The sequence below is a fragment of the Rhodoglobus vestalii genome (genome assembly GCF_006788895.1).
In the GTDB taxonomy this organism is placed as follows: domain Bacteria; phylum Actinomycetota; class Actinomycetes; order Actinomycetales; family Microbacteriaceae; genus Rhodoglobus; species Rhodoglobus vestalii.
In genome coordinates this window covers 1,182,593-1,198,946 of record NZ_VFRA01000001.1, presented here as the reverse complement: position 1 = coordinate 1,198,946, position 16,354 = coordinate 1,182,593, and the positions used below count along the sequence as shown (strand labels likewise).

Below are 16,354 nucleotides of genomic sequence, written 5' to 3'. Positions count from 1 at the left end.
CTTTAGCGGAACTGCGACGAAGTGCTTAGTAGAACTGCAATTGCTACGAGGCTGATGACGATTGAGATGTAGCCGATCGTTAGACCTGCGATGGCAAACCCTCTGCCGGATTCTTGACGGACTGCTAGCTGGTTGAGGGCGACATGGCCGACCACTACGGCAGGTATAGATGCAAAAAAGGAGAGGATGAATGACACCAGCGCGAGGGTGTTAGTTTTTGCACCGGGAGGAATTTGCGTGGCGCCCGACCGAAAATTTCCGGCACTACGTCGTTTATTGCGGGCAACGATCAATGTGACGACACCAATAATGACTACAAGGATGATGAGGAGGGAAAGCGGGTCCACGTGAGAGCTCTTTTCTAATAGTTCACGTAAACCTTACCGAGGTGGAGTCGCTAGAGAAGACCCCAAATCGGGGAGTTAGAAACGCGCAGACGACGAACACCAGCGTGTCCGCTGCAAATCCGAAGCACACCATGGAAACTGAAATTGGGACTATTCGTCACTGCCGAAGTCAAGGTTGCATTCCTGCCACGCCCAACTCATTGATCGATAGAAGCTCCCGCGGAAATACCGGTCAGTGAACTCTTGCAGTACGCCTGTGTGGGCCGAGTCAGCATCAATTTCATCACAGGTCGGAGTGGCCGCAGCTGTTGCACCTTGGTTGGCGATTGTTCGAAGGAATGCAACCGCCTCCACGCACGACTCGTCGACGGACTTCGCGACGTTGTTGACGGTGAGGCCTAAGCGATACGACCGTTCATCGGCTAGGGAGACGATGAAAGTGCAGCCCTCAGGCTTGACTGCTAGTTGGGGAAACTGCCAAGCATCTGGCCCAAGCGACGGCACCTCGATAGCGGTGGGCCCGACACCGTTTTCGATGAGGGTCGACGGAAAGTGAAAGTATCCGATCGCGTAGTTGTCGGCTTCGTTAGCGTTTTGACAGCCAAGCTCGTCGATGGAGTTACTGTCAAGCGCGGCGATCCCGGAGATGCCATTTGCGGCGGTGAGTACACCGACGTCAACGCACTCACTCTCGTTGATTGTCCATTCCGTTCCGGTGCCGTTCCACTGGTCGGAGAACGAGAAGAAAGGGGTAGTACGTTGGCGCTACACGTCCACGTGCCTTCGCTCTTGGCCCGCCGCTGAGGAGGCGCTTTTAGGATTTGTTCGCACGGGATATTTAAATGCCAGAAGGAGACTTGCGGCCAGCTGGCGCGTGGTCTTCTCGGAGGTGGGAGCGCACGCTCGACAGCCGAGCTATTTAACACTATTTTGCTTCTGCAGCGAAGACTCGTAATTTGGGGCGTTGTGAAAAGCAAGTCATTAAGGTGTTCGGGCACGGTTACTCAACGGTGCCGCTGAGACTTCTGATCGTCGGCGTCTCCCAAAAAACAGGAAAAATCAGCGCACATAGCCCTTGTCAGGGATGGCTCCCTCACCGACTACAAGCTGCGGTGAGCCAACGAAGCTATCGGACCAATGCATGCTGTCGCCGGCAGGGTAGGCCCACAAGGCCATAGTGGCGCCGTCTCTGCGGTATTCGATTGGGTCACCAAATGCGGGGACCCCGGCGGCAATTAGAGTGTTGCCGACGGAGTAAGCGAAGTTTTGGTCTTTGCCGGGCCAGAATATGTAGAACGATACTTCGCCGTCCGCTCTGTTGACTGGTGACACCACTACGCACACTAGGTCGTCAGGCAGCTCGGCGCCGAACGCGGATTCAATCGCCGAAATGTCTACCTCTGTCGTGCTGTTGTTGGGATCGTTGTAGTCGAAGTCCACAATTAGTTGTTCTGGGCACCCTCCCTGCGCGGTGATGGTGTCGTCCGAATCCACTAAGGGTTCAGAATTCTCCCAGTCGCGTGGGCTTGACGCACAAGCGGAAAGGAGCACAGCGAGGGTAAGACCTGTAATGACGGCCGCGCTGCGCGCTAAATTGTTCATGAGAATCCCTGCGTTTGGTGTTTGTTGGCTTAGTTAGAAACAAGGCTGCGAGTGGCGAGGAGAGACGCAAAAGCCAAGAGCGGTTCTTCCTCGTGTTCAACTCCGGAGGTTCCATAGACCTCCAAGTGGTAGAAGTAGGAACCTTCCGGGAAGATGACGACTGACGCCCGATTTGCACCAATCACGACTGGGGTGTCACCGACGAGGGTGCATATCCCGTCGAAGCCTCTCCATTGGGCAGCGGTCGCTGTATCGCAAGCGTTCTGCCCTCCTTCTGCTGAGTTCGGGGCAGCGAATCCGGGGCCTTCATAGTTCGGAGATACCCAGCCGTAGGTTTCAACCGGGTCGTATTGACGGAAGTCAATCGAAATGTGGCGATAGGAGTCGGGGTTGGTCTCGCGGTAGTCGCATTCGGTGTCTCCAGCTCCCAAGTCCTTCGACTGAGGCTCTGGGAGCGGTTGCCAGTTGTAATCGCTCATTATCGAGGAGACCTCATCGACAGAAAGCATGCAAGACGCTTCCCAAGTGATGGACTTCGGCGGCGCTACCGTCTCTTCAGCAATAGGCTCATCGATCGCAGGTGAATCTATGGCCGTTGGGGCAACTGTGTCGGAAGCGACTGAGCAGCCAGTGAGCAGCACGGCTAACGCAGCGGCGATAAAGGCACAATTGGTGGGTCGGAAGGACATGAACGTTTTCCTTTAGGTTGACAACGAAATAGTGCTCGGTCTTGCGGCAAGAGGAGCAGCGCCTGGACGTGGCTCATGAAAAAGTGTGTGCCTGCGTTATGCAAGTGGTGAAACTCGCGCTGAAGAAAGGGCATCGATCAGTTCGCTACGTTGAGTGTCTTCGATGAACGGTAGGAGCCAACGTGTGCCACCATTCTTTGTTGTATTCACCAGAGGCCCACCGAATTCACTGTCGGGCTGCTGTGACCGAAAAGCGCTCGCTCTTCGCACTAGTTCGGTCGCAAATGCGGTGGCGGAAGTGCCTCGAGCGAGGTCGAATGTCACCACGTTCACTCCGTTGGAGTCGACTGGATCATGGAGTACGACACGGACCTGATTGGGGCTCCTGCCGAAATGCAAGTCGGATGCTGTCACTGCCGCAAGCCACTCGTAGCGCACATGGCCAACGAAAGAGTGACCTTTGATTTTCTTGAACCCACGGAGGAAGTCTGTGCTTGCGAAAACCAACCGGGTGTCGGTAACCGTTAGGGATGACTTCAACTTGGCCGCCCATGCGGTCTGCTGAGTTCGACGACCAGCTGAGCTTACTTCTGAGCTGGCTGCGTTGACCACGGCCGTTGTTGGTTGACCGTCACCGTCCTCCGGGAGATAGCTGTCACGAGTAGACCCGGGTAGTGGGTAAAAGGGGTGCGGGGTGTCACTTGCTGCACGTGCGATGAAATTATCGAAGGCCATGAGAACTCAAATGAACCAGAAGCCGAAGCGGCCTCCGCGATAGAGGTAGATGGAGTAGGCGAAGGTTGCGATGCCGAGAAGGGCTATCCACCACGTGCCAGAAAACCCCACAAAGATCAGGAGCGCGGCGATTAGCAGCCAGAAAGTCCCAAGCATGATTCGAGGTTTGCGCTTGAACTCAGCCGAGACGGGCATTGTGCTTTCGGGGCTCTGCGGGTTATCGGGGGTTGCATCAGTCATCCCGAAAAATTATCACCTCAGAGTGTTGAGCGATGCCCCCCGAATAGGTTCGAGTATTTGTTCGGACGGAAACTCACTGCCGGCGAGACCTGATGCTCTACTCGTGATGGGTGGCCGCCCTGTGACACGATGCCGCACATGTCGACATTGCTCATTTAGCCAAAGAGAACGAATATTGTCCAGCTGCCGACTGGGATCGGTGGTTCGAGCTCATGATTCCGGGTTGAGTTGCACGGGCGCCCCGAATGATTGCAGAGGGCGAGCGACTTCTACGCCGATCGAATGGCAGAGAGCCCCTATATTCGTCGCCATCTCATGGGTTACGTGACTACTCACCGCAAGATCTAGTCGATCTTCAAGGCATATAGCTGCGACTTCAGCTTCGCAGCCCCAGACCGCACCTTTCCCATGTAGGCCGGCAGTGTCGCCAAAGCTATAGCCGCCCGGGCGATGTAATGCTTGAGCATCCGAGGTGTCTTGACCCACCACCCAAATGAGCGTTCCGCCGCGGGCTTCAACTTGCTTGCGGTCGAAGGCTCCGGGCTGACTATCGTCGATGATGACTTTGCCTTGCAAGCTTATTTGCCGGTCAGTTTGGTATTCCATTTCGTCTAGGTCGAGGGTGCGATTGATTGCCGAGACGATGATGTCGGATGACTCCAAAACATTGAACTCGTGGCTTTCGACATCAACCCGTTCCTGTTCTACCTTTCGACGCAATCTATCGACTTGGGAGTGGTTGCGGTCATAGACGCTGACGCGGTGTTTTCTGTCAGTAAGTAGGTGCAGCTCTGCCCATGAGCTTCCGATAGATCCTGCCCCGAGTAGTCCGATAGTTTTTTCCGAGGTGCCGCGGGTTTCGACGACGTGGCGCACAGTCTCGTTCAGCAAATGCACCGTCCCAGCGTGGCCGGTCGTGGTGATGAGTCCTTCTTGCTTGATCGATTTTCCGAGCTGCGTAAAACTGGGAATGCTGGCACCTAGCCCCATAACCCGGGCGCCAAGGCGGTGTGCTGCAAATTCAGCAGTTCGATTGACGCTGTGTCGGATGCCGGCGGTGTTGTCGACTACAAATCGTCTCCACAAATTGGTATCAAGGCGGGTTGCGGCATTGACGTATAGCGGTGTCCAGACGACGGCACCCTTCATGGAAGCGCGTCCCTTATGGGTTTCGATGACACACGGTGCAAGCCTCGCGGTCGTGTGCTGGCGCGTTTTGTCGTCGACTCCATATACCGAACTGAGAATCGGCAGGAACGGAGTTACTTCGGTCTCATACTCATTACCTTGTGATGTTTCGTTGCGGCCGGGGACGGCAAACACCCATCCGTATTGCTCGGATTCGATCTTGCCTTCATAGATATCGAAAGCTGTGTCTACGAAACTGCGTGTTTCTTCGAATGCTGCATCGACCCCCAGGTGATCAGATGACCCCGTTACCTCTTCAACGGCGGCACGAATTTTCTCAGCGCGATTAATAATCCCCGCGCGGCTAAAAGTTGCCTGCTTCGGCGCTTCGTCCCAATCGGTATGCCGTCTACGCAATTGGTATCCGATAGCTGCCTGTATCCCTGGGTCTGACCTTTTCGTCTGCACCTAGCTGACCGCGTTATTAGGGCAGGAGCGCTCGAGGCTGGTCTGATCGTGGTCGTAGCCGCACGAGTCGCTCCGCGGCATCCTGCGTCCTATCGCGCAATGGCGATCAGGTTTGCGCCTCATAGGACGAACCGTGGTATCGCGCCGGCCTCGGGCCTGGATCAAATCGGGGACGGGGCTGACTACGGGAACTACAGTGCCGCGTCTATTGGCGCCATGAGTTTGGGAATGCGTGAAAGTCATCGGGGTTTGATTCCATCGGGTTAGAAGTCGGATACTCGGATCCGACTGAAAAGAGATTACTACTCAAATGTTTAGAGTGGCAGCATCGACCTTGCCGTGTAAAGGCCTTCTTCGGGGGTGGGGAGGAGAACTGCTGCGGATCTGCGTTTCACTCCTGCTGCAAACTGGAGAGCGGGCCAGCATCAACGCTTGGTGTCCAGAAGGGGACCACCTGCCAGGCCGCGTATCTTGCAACCTCGGTGACGACCGAATCGCCCCAATGATGTCAGCAACGATTCAACGGAGGTCTAACTCTATGAGACTTATTCAATTGGGGCGTGCCCACATTTCACCCACACTTGGGGAGCACCCCAGTCAACGCGCGGCATCGGAGTCGCGCCCAGTCACCAGTGTTTTGCAGCAAGTTTGAGCACTTCTGCATAGTTCTGCGGGAACGGCTTTCGACTACGGATCAATAGGCCGGGGGTTCAAATCCCTCCGGGCGCACCAAAAAAAGCAGGTCTGACCAGCACTTTCTCGTGGAGTGCGGTCGGGCCTGTTTTTGTTTGCCCACACTTTGCCCACACTTCACAAAGTTTCGGGTCGGATTTCGGACGGAATGGGGCCTTCGTGGCTCTACTCGGTCCAGTGTTTGCGTGCGATGTGGTCTATCTCATGAGGGCGACCTATTGATCGCTGATCACGGGGCTGACGGGTTCGGTCGTTCACTATGTCGCGATGCGTCACCTATCTGTGCAGCAGGCCCCGTCTGCTCACGAAGAACTCCCCGAGGTGGATTCATCGTGGCGTCCGACGTATCGCTTGCGTGGACTAGCCGAGAACCTCAGCGACTTTTCCGAGCGGGCCCCGGCTTTGCGCATGGGGGTGATTTAGAGTTTTCGGGGGAAGCTCTAGGGATGCCGGCTGGTATTTGAGATAGTTGCGCGTTTGACTGCGTATCGCGTGCCAAGAGTTTTGCTCTGCCGCAGGTGCACCCTCTCGACATCAGAAGGACCAAAATGGATGGTGCGAAACGCATAAATCGATTATTTCGGTGGCTTGGATGAAGTACTGTTTAGCGCAAAGACAGGTAGTAAGTCCGCCGGGAGTTTGCAACGGCCATCACTGCGTCCGCGTGCGTGAGGCATCGACAAAACCATATGACTTCTATCGTCGTGACGCAGCTCGAACAGGCAGAGAGATAGATGTCAACGAAACGAATTTTTATTGCGAGTCTCATCGTCATCGGACTGCTCGTGGGTGGCGCAGCTCTTTTTGTCGGCCTATCGAACGGGGGCGGCAAAGCACCACAAGGCGCGGACAACAGCGCATTGGCCCCAGCCGAAGAACCAGAGCCCACTAACCAAACTGAGGCTATCCAGGACCTTATTAATGCACGACCTGAAATTGGTTCGTCGGAGTATATGGAACTCTTTAAAGATATTAAAGTTCCATACGTGGAGGGGCAGTCCCCAGAAGACGTCGTCTACGCGTTTTCGGTTCTACGGTCTGAGCTTGCCGAGTTGCAGTTTAGGGAAATTGCAAATATGAGCTTTGACGACCAAGTTCAATGGGCCGTAGAGAATGACACTGAAACCTCTGAAGATACTGCACTCGGCATTATCAAACAGCTAAATCTTTCCTATTACGACATTGGCTATGGCAATACACTGTACGGACCCGATGCCGTGCGGAGTGAATATGCAGAGGCTACACTTCCAACCAACCAAGCAATAGTAGTAGAGATGATATCGTATGCTATACAAAAAAACCTCACCACACTTAGTCCATCAGCGTTGGTTCTGACGGAAACAGGCATCAGATCAAGTAGCGAAACTGATATATACACACGACCGTTGGGGTACAACCCCGAACTGGGAGCCACTGCCGATGACCTTAACTACGGTGCGAGTATGCACCTTAAGGTTGTAAAGAAGTCCGAGTCAGAAACGAACTGGTACTTCGTGAATAACGCCGACGAATCGTTCTGATAAGGATACCTTTTTGAACTGATGTGAGGTTTCGCAGAACGCGAGATCTCGAGTGCCCGCGATCATGAGCATCCCTACATCCGATCACTCGAGCCGGTGACCTCATGTATCGGGGGCTCGTCCAGCGACACTTTCCTCTCGGCCTTGACATCGAGCTGCGTTCGCTGGATGCTCTCGTCCTGACCTAGTAGCGGAGCGGCGGCGCTCATCAGCGTCATTAGGAGGCTTGTCCCTCGACTCATCACTTGGGGAGACAGGGTTGATCTCGCGAAAGTACCGGTGCGATCTAGGGGCAGCTGGGCAAGAGCGGCTGCGCCCATGTCTTTATGTGTCACTCGCGGTCTTTTAGTCCTCGATGACAATAGCCAGAGAGTGGCGAAGTGCGGGTCTGATGCAGGAACTGGTGTCAGTTTCGGTTTAGGCCACGAGGGCCATTGATGGTTCCATGGTGGCTTCGAACTCGATGGGGGTCAAGCCACCGAGCCCGTCTTGTTCTCGTTGGCGGTGGTAGCGGCGCTCGACCCAGGTCACGATCGCGAGGCGCAGGTCCTGACGGCTGGCCCATCGGCGTTGCTGGTTGAGGACGTTCTTCTGCAGCAGCGACCAGAACGACTCCATCGCGGCGTTGTCCGCGGCTGAGGCAACGCGACCCATCGAGCCGACCATGTCGTGTCGGCGCAGAGCTCGCGCGACGGCTTGGGACCGAAATTGGCTGCCCCTGTCGGCGTGCAGGATGCAGCCAGCGACGTCTCCGCGGCGTTGGACGGCATGCTCGATCGCGTCCACGACGATGTCTGCGTGCATGGTCGGCTTGATCGAGTAGCCCACGATCCGATTGGACCAAGCATCTTTGATCATGCAGCAGTAGAGCTTGCCTTCCGCGGTCCAATGCTCGGTCAAATCCGTGAGCCAGAGCCGGTTCGGTGCGGACGCCGTGAACATACGCTGCACCAGATCATCGAATACGGGCGGCCCGGGCCGTTTGCCCTTGCCGCGTTTGGTGCGCTGCGAGGTCGAGACCGCGCCAACCTGACGGGCCAACGCCCACGCGGTCCGGCGACTCATTCGAGCACCGCGGCGTCGTGCGAAGTTCGCCAGCTGCCGATACCCGAGTGTTGGATCGTCAACGTGACCGTCGAAGAGCACGTTCATGCGCTGCGCACGCCGCCACTCGGCTTCCCCGACCGGACTGCGTTTCCACCGATAGTAGGGCTGACGGGCAAGCTTGAGAACCCGGCACGTCACCGTGACGGGGACCCCGTCGCCGGCGAGCTCGCTCACGAGCGGGTAGATCATTTTGGGGAACCACCGAGCTTGAGGTTCGCCTGCGACAAATATGCCGCCGCCCGCCTCAGCACCTCGTTCTCCTGCTCCAAGAGTCTGTTCCGGCGACGCAACTCCCGCACCTCACCGGCATCATCCCGAGTCTGACCGGGACGAACACCTTCCTCAATATCGGCCCGCTTGAGCCAGTTCAACAACGTCTGATCAGAGACCCCGAAATCACTCGCGATCTGCGCAAGCGTCACTCCTGGATCACGACGGCGAGCGACCGCAACAACGTCCTCCCGAAACTCCTTGGGATACGGACTGGGCATGCTGACATCCTCCCTCAGGGACGAATCCCTAAAGATCAGGTGACACCAGTTCCTGCAGCAGACCCGTCGGCCTGTGTGGGCCGAGTCAGCATCGATTTCATCACATGTAGGAGTGGCCGCAGCTGTTGCACCTTAAGTGGCGATCGTTCGAAGGAATGCAACCTCCTCCACACACGACTCGTCGATAGGCTTCGGGAGCTTGTTAGCTGGGCCGGTCGCTCGTCATCGACTTGGAGTTCATTATGAACACACCAGCTACCTCGACGGGGTGACCAATAACCGCCATTAGAACGTACAGCAGACCCCAGTTACAAGTCTTTGGCGCCATAGATCCAGCTGTCCGTTTCCGGGTCCAGCCTGATTGTGAACCCGATGCTATTTTCTCGTGGCTTGTTCTCGATTTGATTATCATTAACATTCGTTAAGGTATTATCCTCATTTGGCCAAAAGGTGAAGTTATAACGCCCGTTTAAATATCTCGCCAGATTAATGTCGAACTCAACTGAATCAGACAAAACGGCAAGTTTTGTCGGGTTGTCTTCGCTAGCCGTAAGGATCCTCTGCGCCAAGAACATTCTTTGATCCCGAAGGATGGCATCGAACACACCTTGTTGTTCATTTGTGAGACTCGCGCGGTCAGTGCCAAAGAGTGCTTCACAGAACACTTCAGACCAATAGTCAGGCTCCATTTTCTCGACCTTTTCATCTATGGAAAGTGCAAGAGCTTGGTCATAAAAATTCTTTGGTACTTCGTCGTGTCCCGCACCGAACCAGTCCTGAACCAGGGTTCTACCGAAAGCGAGAACGGCGTCTTCGCTTGTTTTGTGTTCTGATGAATTTATTCGGTAAGAGTCAACAAGTTCTGTGTATTCAGGAGATCCGACAGTTGGTCGCTCAGCGATAGCTGCTGCAATATCTTGTTCGTAGGTAATTTCAGGCTCGGTCTCGCTCGGCTCTGCCGAAGCGCCGCTTTGATCTGCCGGAGAAGATTCGCCGGGGCTCGAACAGGCGGTTATGCCCAGCAGAACTGCGAGAACAAGAGTGGGTAACAATGACCGCATCAGTAGCTCCTTCGTGCAATGAACTTATTTCGGGTTCTTCAATTGGCGGCAACCAGTGCCCCGATTCGATACCTAGATTGCTAAAGGTCTCGGGCTATGTCGACCCTGCGGGTGTTCATGTCCGTTGTCCGGGCCGTTGGATATGTCTGCATCAGCATAGCTACACCCAGTTTCTAGCGCCAAGTTTATAACTACGGATTCGAACGCAGAAGGAGCGCGATTAAATGCGCTTCTCGGGCGAACCAAAAGTCAGGTCAAACTTACCGAACCGTGCAGCCGGCCCTGACGCGGATTTCTGAGGTGCGTACATAGTTGGCACTCCGAAGCACACTGGAAAGTGTGCGGTGCGCTAATCGTCGCTGCCGAAGTCAAGGTTGCACTCCTGCCACGCCCAACTCATTGATCGATAGAAGCTCCCGCGGAAACACCGGTCAGTGAACTCTTGCAGTCCGCCTGTGTGGGCTGAGTCAGCATCGAATTCATCACATATAGGAGCGGCCGCAGCTGTTGCGCCTTGGCTGGCGGCACAACTCCCGACAACATCAGCAGGCTCTGCCTCAAACACCTGGCCCAGCGCAGCCAAATGCTCGTGGCGGAGGTCGTCGATATTGATGCACAGCTCGGGGATCTCACCCGGCTGAGCAACCCTGCACTACTTTCCGCCCGCGGAGTCCGGTCGGTCGTCGCGAGCACCTTGTTGGCGACCCTGGGTGACAATCCAGATCGGGTCGGAACCAGAGCGCAGTTCGCTGCGCTCTGCGGCGTTGCCCCGATCCCGGCGTCCTCTGGAGTGCGCCACCGACATTGTCTCTCCCGCGGCGGCGACCGCCACGCCAACTCCGCGCCGCATCGTCCTCAGCCGGCGCCGCCACAAAGACCCTCGCACGATGGCCTACTTCGACAAACGCCGCACTGAGGGTCTCTCCGATCCTGACATCGTCCGCTGCTTCAAACGACACGTCGCGAACGAGATGTTCGCCCAGGTCACCAACCCAGAGATCAGCACACCCCAGGGACCACTGCTGCGCCAGCGGCGGCAAACGCTGCAGCTAGCCATGACCAAAGCCGCCCACCAGCTGGGCATTCCACACCAGCGCCTACGGCACCGGGAACTGGGTGAACGCTCCGATAGGGAGCTCCAGAACACCTACGAAACCTGGCTCGACAACCTCGCGCAAGACGAGTCCAATACAGACCCAAGAGCTGTTTGACAACGATAGGAGCATCCGCGAGGCGGGACACTACCCGAAGGATTTCTTAGATCAGGACAGATAGCGATTCAAGTTTATACGCTCCGTCGCGCTGGGAGCGGCCCTAAGATGCCTGATGAGCGGCAGTGGTCGCTGTCTGCGAGTTCGTCGTACGGGGTCTCAGCCGGTAGTCGAGCGAAAGTGAAATCATCGCGTTCACACTAGAGTCCCTACCCTCTTCAACGCACGAGCGAGGTCGAGAAACATAAGCCGCTCCGCTCACGTACCGGATGTAGCGATCCGTAGCTGTTGTCTGGGTTGCCACCTTGAGCAGTCGCGCAGCTCAAATCATCCAAACCGGAAGGACAGGGAACGAGCGCTTTGGCCGCTCGATGGTTCCAAAAGAGCCGGCGGATAGTATGGTCGCGTTTCCGCTTGCGCAGCGTCTGCGTCGCGCATGATCTGGGAAAATCTATTAACCGCTCTTCGGTTCGTTTAGCGTCGTCTCTCACCCGTACTCGGGATATTGGGTATACAGAGAGTACGCGGAATAGTCGATGTAACCATTGAGTAGTTCACCGCCGCGGTCAAGGACTGTCGACAGCAAGCCTGGTGCTAAATCGCCGAGACCGGAGGCAATATCCGCACGGGATGGTGAGAAGTCGATCAAAATTTCCGCAAATATGCGTTGGCGCTCTCCGTCGTCAGAGGGCGAGATAGCTGCGAATGCAATGACCGACTCGCTTTTATCGACACGAACTGCGTATTCGCCGACACCCTCCAGGTCCGTGAAAGGTAGACCGCTCACGTCTCGCTGGAAGACTTCGAAGGGTGGTTCACCAACGAACGAGTGTCCGGTACTTATCCATGAAATATCAATAGCGTTGCGCGAGGGATCACCTTCGTTCTGTGGAGATCGCAATTCTTCCAAGGGTATTTGAAACGAGCATGTACCCGCGAGAAGCGCTGAAACCCCACCGTTGAAGTCATCGTCGGTATACGCGAAGTATCCCGGTATGTTGCCGTGACCCGTCGCCATGTTTCCGTGCCCCATGAGTGCGTTCAGCTCTGTTTCGATTCCCAGTTTCTCGCAAAATTCTTCTACGGTGTAGCGCTGATCGGCGGAAGCATCCCGAGAGACATCCGGCTTGACAAATAGATCGAAGCACTCGCGCCCGATAACAGAAATGGGTACATCCGTTCCCTCAAAATACTCGGTTCCTTCTTCCCCGACAGCGAGGCTTCCGGTCGAACAACCGACGGGGACTATCGGTGACGGCACTCTTGGAGCGGCGTCGGGCCTACTTCCTGAAGTCACGGGCTCATCCATTGCGGAACAGCCGGATGCCAGCGCTGACGCGAGGATGACCACGATGAACGTGGAGATGATTTTGATCATGGGGCAAACCTACTAGAAGGCCAATTTCTATCGATCGGACCGCTTGATCCCGATCGAGTTCGAGGCCATGATTCTGAGTTGAGTTGCACGGGCGCCCCGAATGATTGCAGAGGGCGAGCGACTTCTACGCCGATCGAATGGCAGAGAGCCCCTATATTCGTCGCCATCTCATGGGTTACGTGACTACTCACCGCAAGATCTAGTCGATCTTCAAGGCATATAGCTGCGACTTCAGCTTCGCAGCCCCAGACCGCACCTTTCCCATGTAGGCCGGCAGTGTCGCCAAAGCTATAGCCGCCCGGGCGATGTAATGCTTGAGCATCCGAGGTGTCTTGACCCACCACCCAAATGAGCGTTCCGCCGCGGGCTTCAACTTGCTTGCGGTCGAAGGCTCCGGGCTGACTATCGTCGATGATGACTTTGCCTTGCAAGCTTATTTGCCGGTCAGTTTGGTATTCCATTTCGTCTAGGTCGAGGGTGCGATTGATTGCCGAGACGATGATGTCGGATGACTCCAAAACATTGAACTCGTGGCTTTCGACATCAACCCGTTCCTGTTCTACCTTTCGACGCAATCTATCGACTTGGGAGTGGTTGCGGTCATAGACGCTGACGCGGTGTTTTCTGTCAGTAAGTAGGTGCAGCTCTGCCCATGAGCTTCCGATAGATCCTGCCCCGAGTAGTCCGATAGTTTTTTCCGAGGTGCCGCGGGTTTCGACGACGTGGCGCACAGTCTCGTTCAGCAAATGCACCGTCCCAGCGTGGCCGGTCGTGGTGATGAGTCCTTCTTGCTTGATCGATTTTCCGAGCTGCGTAAAACTGGGAATGCTGGCACCTAGCCCCATAACCCGGGCGCCAAGGCGGTGTGCTGCAAATTCAGCAGTTCGATTGACGCTGTGTCGGATGCCGGCGGTGTTGTCGACTACAAATCGTCTCCACAAATTGGTATCAAGGCGGGTTGCGGCATTGACGTATAGCGGTGTCCAGACGACGGCACCCTTCATGGAAGCGCGTCCCTTATGGGTTTCGATGACACACGGTGCAAGCCTCGCGGTCGTGTGCTGGCGCGTTTTGTCGTCGACTCCATATACCGAACTGAGAATCGGCAGGAACGGAGTTACTTCGGTCTCATACTCATTACCTTGTGATGTTTCGTTGCGGCCGGGGACGGCAAACACCCATCCGTATTGCTCGGATTCGATCTTGCCTTCATAGATATCGAAAGCTGTGTCTACGAAACTGCGTGTTTCTTCGAATGCTGCATCGACCCCCAGGTGATCAGATGACCCCGTTACCTCTTCAACGGCGGCACGAATTTTCTCAGCGCGATTAATAATCCCCGCGCGGCTAAAAGTTGCCTGCTTCGGCGCTTCGTCCCAATCGGTATGCCGTCTACGCAATTGGTATCCGATAGCTGCCTGTATCCCTGGGTCTGACCTTTTCGTCTGCACCTAGCTGACCGCGTTATTAGGGCAGGAGCGCTCGAGGCTGGTCTGATCGTGGTCGTAGCCGCACGAGTCGCTCCGCGGCATCCTGCGTCCTATCGCGCAATGGCGATCAGGTTTGCGCCTCATAGGACGAACCGTGGTATCGCGCCGGCCTCGGGCCTGGATCAAATCGGGGACGGGGCTGACTACGGGAACTACAGTGCCGCGTCTATTGGCGCCATGAGTTTGGGAATGCGTGAAAGTCATCGGGGTTTGATTCCATCGGGTTAGAAGTCGGATACTCGGATCCGACTGAAAAGAGATTACTACTCAAATGTTTAGAGTGGCAGCATCGACCTTGCCGTGTAAAGGCCTTCTTCGGGGGTGGGGAGGAGAACTGCTGCGGATCTGCGTTTCACTCCTGCTGCAAACTGGAGAGCGGGCCAGCATCAACGCTTGGTGTCCAGAAGGGGACCACCTGCCAGGCCGCGTATCTTGCAACCTCGGTGACGACCGAATCGCCCCAATGATGTCAGCAACGATTCAACGGAGGTCTAACTCTATGAGACTTATTCAATTGGGGCGTGCCCACATTTCACCCACACTTGGGGAGCACCCCAGTCAACGCGCGGCATCGGAGTCGCGCCCAGTCACCAGTGTTTTGCAGCAAGTTTGAGCACTTCTGCATAGTTCTGCGGGAACGGCTTTCGACTACGGATCAATAGGCCGGGGGTTCAAATCCCTCCGGGCGCACCAAAAAAAGCAGGTCTGACCAGCACTTTCTCGTGGAGTGCGGTCCGGCCTGCTTTTCTTTTGCCCACATTTTGCCCACACTTTGCCCACACTTTGCCCACACTTCACAAAGTTTTGGGTCGGATTTCGGCCGAGATGCGGCCTTTGCGGCTCGTCCGGGCCCAGTGTTTGCCCGGGATTTGGTCTGCGCGTCGAAGTGACCTATTGACCTCTGATCGAGGGGCTATGGGTTTGGCAGTTCAAGATGTCTTCATGCGTTGCTGATCAGTGCAGCAGCCCTTCGCTTTCGTAATGCATCAAATGGCACTGTCTCGGAAGGCCGTATCGATGTTGACTGGGTTCTAGGCGGAGGAACGGCGCAGTGCGGTGGACGCTGGCTGGCGGTTCTTGAGATCCCGGGCTGACGATGAGCATCTCAAAATCCTAGTTATTCATTAGTGTCTCGGATAAAGTGAGTCGACCTTGAGAAATGAGGCTCCGGCAATGTGGTCAACACGACGAACAGTGAAGTTCACCGCCACCGCGATAAAGGCGGTCGCCATGGCCGTGATCGCCGTCGCCGTTGGGGACCGGTGATCAACTATGAACTCTCATCGCCTAAGGCTGCCGGCCGTATTGCTCACAATGGTCGCCGCGTCGCTCGTCGTGGCCACTCTTGGGGGCTGCGGCAATGCGCTGCCCGTTGGCGACAACAGCGAGTTCAGCAGGAAAGCCGCGACCGGTGACGCTTGGCAGGTTGGGGTCCAGCTTCCGGTGGGAGATGTCGGCGACTGCGGAGACGATGTCGCGATAGCCGACGGCATCATGAGCGCGGATGCCCCGTCAAGTCGCTACTTGTGGACGCTCACCTCGGAGTCAGATGAAACCGATGCGGAGCGAATAGCCGGCTGTCTGAAGTTGGGGCTCACCGATGGCACGATCACCATCTACGAGCCCGCGGAATAGCTTCGCCAAGAATCCCCCGTAACGGAAAGGTTGCACGATGCGTTCGCTTCTCGCGATATTCATGATGGTGCTGATGAGTCTCGGGCTCGCAGGATGTGCTGGCTTCGGGACTGTCTGTACCGCTGAAGGCTACTTGGGCGTGGCGCGCTTATCCCTTTCGGACCCACGCACGGATATGAGCCTTGAGCTGTGCGATGGTCAGGACTGCGAGCCAGGTGCGCCACCTCAACGTGGTGGCGTGGAGCCGGCAGAAACTTCACCAGCACCTGTCACGGTAGACACGGGGGTGCTGAGTCTGTCGGGCGATAGCGTGGATGGGTGGCGTGCTGATTTCGTCGGGGGCCAACCGGTGGTCGGATATCGCCTTCGTGATACGTCAGGTGAGATCGTCTCGGAAGGCAGCGTGAATGTTGACTGGGTTCGAGTCGGAGGAACGGCGCAGTGTGGCGGGCCTAGAGAAGCGGTTATTGAGCTTCCCGGATGAGGCTGAGCATCTCAGGAATCCTAGTCATTCATCAGTGTCTCGAATAAGGTGAGCTCGGCTGCACCAGTAGGTGAC

General features: G+C 56.1%; 16 protein-coding genes. 5 read left to right on the top strand and 11 right to left on the bottom strand.

Features of this window, described 5'->3' with window-relative positions; translation table 11 throughout:
* Positions 1-2 precede the first annotated feature (2 nt).
* The 7 genes from FB472_RS05770 to FB472_RS05740 form a co-directional block, all read right to left on the bottom strand.
* Positions 3-347: a DUF4190 domain-containing protein gene (locus FB472_RS05770; RefSeq protein ID WP_141990095.1), complete on the bottom strand. Its 345-nt coding sequence runs from the start codon at positions 345-347 to the stop codon at positions 3-5.
* Between the two features lie 150 nt (positions 348-497).
* Positions 498-851, bottom strand: coding sequence for a hypothetical protein (locus tag FB472_RS05765; RefSeq protein ID WP_141990094.1), 354 nt, complete (start codon positions 849-851; stop codon positions 498-500).
* Positions 852-1,406: 555 nt separating this feature from the next.
* Complete coding sequence (locus FB472_RS05760; RefSeq protein ID WP_141990093.1) at positions 1,407-1,949, bottom strand: hypothetical protein; 543 nt, start codon at positions 1,947-1,949, stop codon at positions 1,407-1,409.
* A 29-nt stretch (positions 1,950-1,978) separates the two neighbouring features.
* On the bottom strand, positions 1,979-2,638 hold the full coding sequence (locus FB472_RS05755; protein WP_141990092.1) for a hypothetical protein: 660 nt from the start codon (positions 2,636-2,638) through the stop codon (positions 1,979-1,981).
* Positions 2,639-2,734: 96 nt separating this feature from the next.
* Entirely contained in the window at positions 2,735-3,373 is a 639-nt protein-coding gene (locus tag FB472_RS05750; RefSeq protein WP_141990090.1) for a hypothetical protein, read from the bottom strand.
* A gap of 6 nt (positions 3,374-3,379) precedes the next feature.
* Positions 3,380-3,613 carry a hypothetical protein gene (locus tag FB472_RS05745; protein ID WP_141990088.1) on the bottom strand — a complete coding sequence of 78 codons (234 nt, stop codon included), beginning with the start codon at positions 3,611-3,613 and terminating at the stop codon, positions 3,380-3,382.
* Between the two features lie 210 nt (positions 3,614-3,823).
* Entirely contained in the window at positions 3,824-5,158 is a 1,335-nt protein-coding gene (locus tag FB472_RS05740; protein ID WP_141990086.1) for an NAD(P)-binding domain-containing protein, read from the bottom strand.
* Between the two features lie 1,011 nt (positions 5,159-6,169).
* Here FB472_RS05740 and FB472_RS13970 point away from each other — a divergent pair.
* Both FB472_RS13970 and FB472_RS05735 read left to right on the top strand, forming a co-directional pair.
* The gene (locus FB472_RS13970) at positions 6,170-6,325 is read left to right on the top strand and encodes a hypothetical protein (RefSeq protein WP_170192025.1); all 156 of its coding nucleotides are present in this window, start codon (positions 6,170-6,172) and stop codon (positions 6,323-6,325) included.
* A 311-nt stretch (positions 6,326-6,636) separates the two neighbouring features.
* A complete protein-coding gene (locus FB472_RS05735) occupies positions 6,637-7,422 on the top strand; it encodes a hypothetical protein (RefSeq protein ID WP_141990084.1) in 786 nt (261 codons plus the stop codon).
* A 417-nt stretch (positions 7,423-7,839) separates the two neighbouring features.
* On the opposite strand, the gene FB472_RS05730 is transcribed toward FB472_RS05735, so the two are convergent.
* Both FB472_RS05730 and FB472_RS05725 read right to left on the bottom strand, forming a co-directional pair.
* A protein-coding gene (locus tag FB472_RS05730) for an IS3 family transposase (protein ID WP_425467211.1) occupies positions 7,840-9,020 on the bottom strand; the annotation gives its coding sequence in 2 pieces (ribosomal slippage) (positions 7,840-8,751 and positions 8,754-9,020; 1,179 coding nt in all).
* 308 nt (positions 9,021-9,328) lie between these two features.
* Positions 9,329-10,081: a hypothetical protein gene (locus FB472_RS05725; RefSeq protein WP_141990082.1), complete on the bottom strand. Its 753-nt coding sequence runs from the start codon at positions 10,079-10,081 to the stop codon at positions 9,329-9,331.
* Between the two features lie 583 nt (positions 10,082-10,664).
* Here FB472_RS05725 and FB472_RS14625 point away from each other — a divergent pair.
* Positions 10,665-10,997, top strand: coding sequence for a transposase (locus FB472_RS14625; protein WP_425467228.1), 333 nt, complete (start codon positions 10,665-10,667; stop codon positions 10,995-10,997).
* Positions 10,969-11,292, top strand: coding sequence for a hypothetical protein (locus FB472_RS14620; RefSeq protein WP_141990078.1), 324 nt, complete (start codon positions 10,969-10,971; stop codon positions 11,290-11,292). Before FB472_RS14625 ends, FB472_RS14620 begins: the two co-directional genes overlap by 29 nt.
* 487 nt (positions 11,293-11,779) lie before the next feature.
* On the opposite strand, the gene FB472_RS05710 is transcribed toward FB472_RS14620, so the two are convergent.
* Together FB472_RS05710 and FB472_RS05705 are read right to left on the bottom strand one after the other, a co-directional pair.
* Positions 11,780-12,670, bottom strand: a complete 891-nt coding sequence (locus FB472_RS05710) for a hypothetical protein (protein ID WP_141990077.1) — start codon at positions 12,668-12,670, stop codon at positions 11,780-11,782.
* Positions 12,667-14,070: an NAD(P)-binding domain-containing protein gene (locus FB472_RS05705; protein ID WP_141990075.1), complete on the bottom strand. Its 1,404-nt coding sequence runs from the start codon at positions 14,068-14,070 to the stop codon at positions 12,667-12,669. Before FB472_RS05705 ends, FB472_RS05710 begins: the two co-directional genes overlap by 4 nt.
* 1,362 nt (positions 14,071-15,432) lie before the next feature.
* Here FB472_RS05705 and FB472_RS05700 point away from each other — a divergent pair.
* Entirely contained in the window at positions 15,433-15,795 is a 363-nt protein-coding gene (locus FB472_RS05700; RefSeq protein ID WP_141990073.1) for a hypothetical protein, read from the top strand.
* The last annotated feature ends 559 nt before the right edge of the window (positions 15,796-16,354 follow it).

What these genes read in the sequence shown, in the direction of transcription:
- FB472_RS05760 (WP_141990093.1), bottom strand. Translation starts at nt 1,949, where the DNA reads ATGAACAATTTAGCGCGCAGCGCGGCCGTCATTACAGGTCTTACCCTC.
- FB472_RS05755 (WP_141990092.1), bottom strand. Translation starts at nt 2,638, where the DNA reads ATGTCCTTCCGACCCACCAATTGTGCCTTTATCGCCGCTGCGTTAGCC.
- FB472_RS05750 (WP_141990090.1), bottom strand. Translation starts at nt 3,373, where the DNA reads ATGGCCTTCGATAATTTCATCGCACGTGCAGCAAGTGACACCCCGCAC.
- FB472_RS05745 (WP_141990088.1), bottom strand. Translation starts at nt 3,613, where the DNA reads ATGACTGATGCAACCCCCGATAACCCGCAGAGCCCCGAAAGCACAATG.
- FB472_RS13970 (WP_170192025.1), top strand. Translation starts at nt 6,170, where the DNA reads ATGCGTCACCTATCTGTGCAGCAGGCCCCGTCTGCTCACGAAGAACTC.
- FB472_RS05735 (WP_141990084.1), top strand. Translation starts at nt 6,637, where the DNA reads ATGTCAACGAAACGAATTTTTATTGCGAGTCTCATCGTCATCGGACTG.
- FB472_RS05725 (WP_141990082.1), bottom strand. Translation starts at nt 10,081, where the DNA reads ATGCGGTCATTGTTACCCACTCTTGTTCTCGCAGTTCTGCTGGGCATA.
- FB472_RS14625 (WP_425467228.1), top strand. Translation starts at nt 10,665, where the DNA reads ATGCTCGTGGCGGAGGTCGTCGATATTGATGCACAGCTCGGGGATCTC.
- FB472_RS14620 (WP_141990078.1), top strand. Translation starts at nt 10,969, where the DNA reads ATGGCCTACTTCGACAAACGCCGCACTGAGGGTCTCTCCGATCCTGAC.
- FB472_RS05710 (WP_141990077.1), bottom strand. Translation starts at nt 12,670, where the DNA reads ATGATCAAAATCATCTCCACGTTCATCGTGGTCATCCTCGCGTCAGCG.
- FB472_RS05700 (WP_141990073.1), top strand. Translation starts at nt 15,433, where the DNA reads ATGAACTCTCATCGCCTAAGGCTGCCGGCCGTATTGCTCACAATGGTC.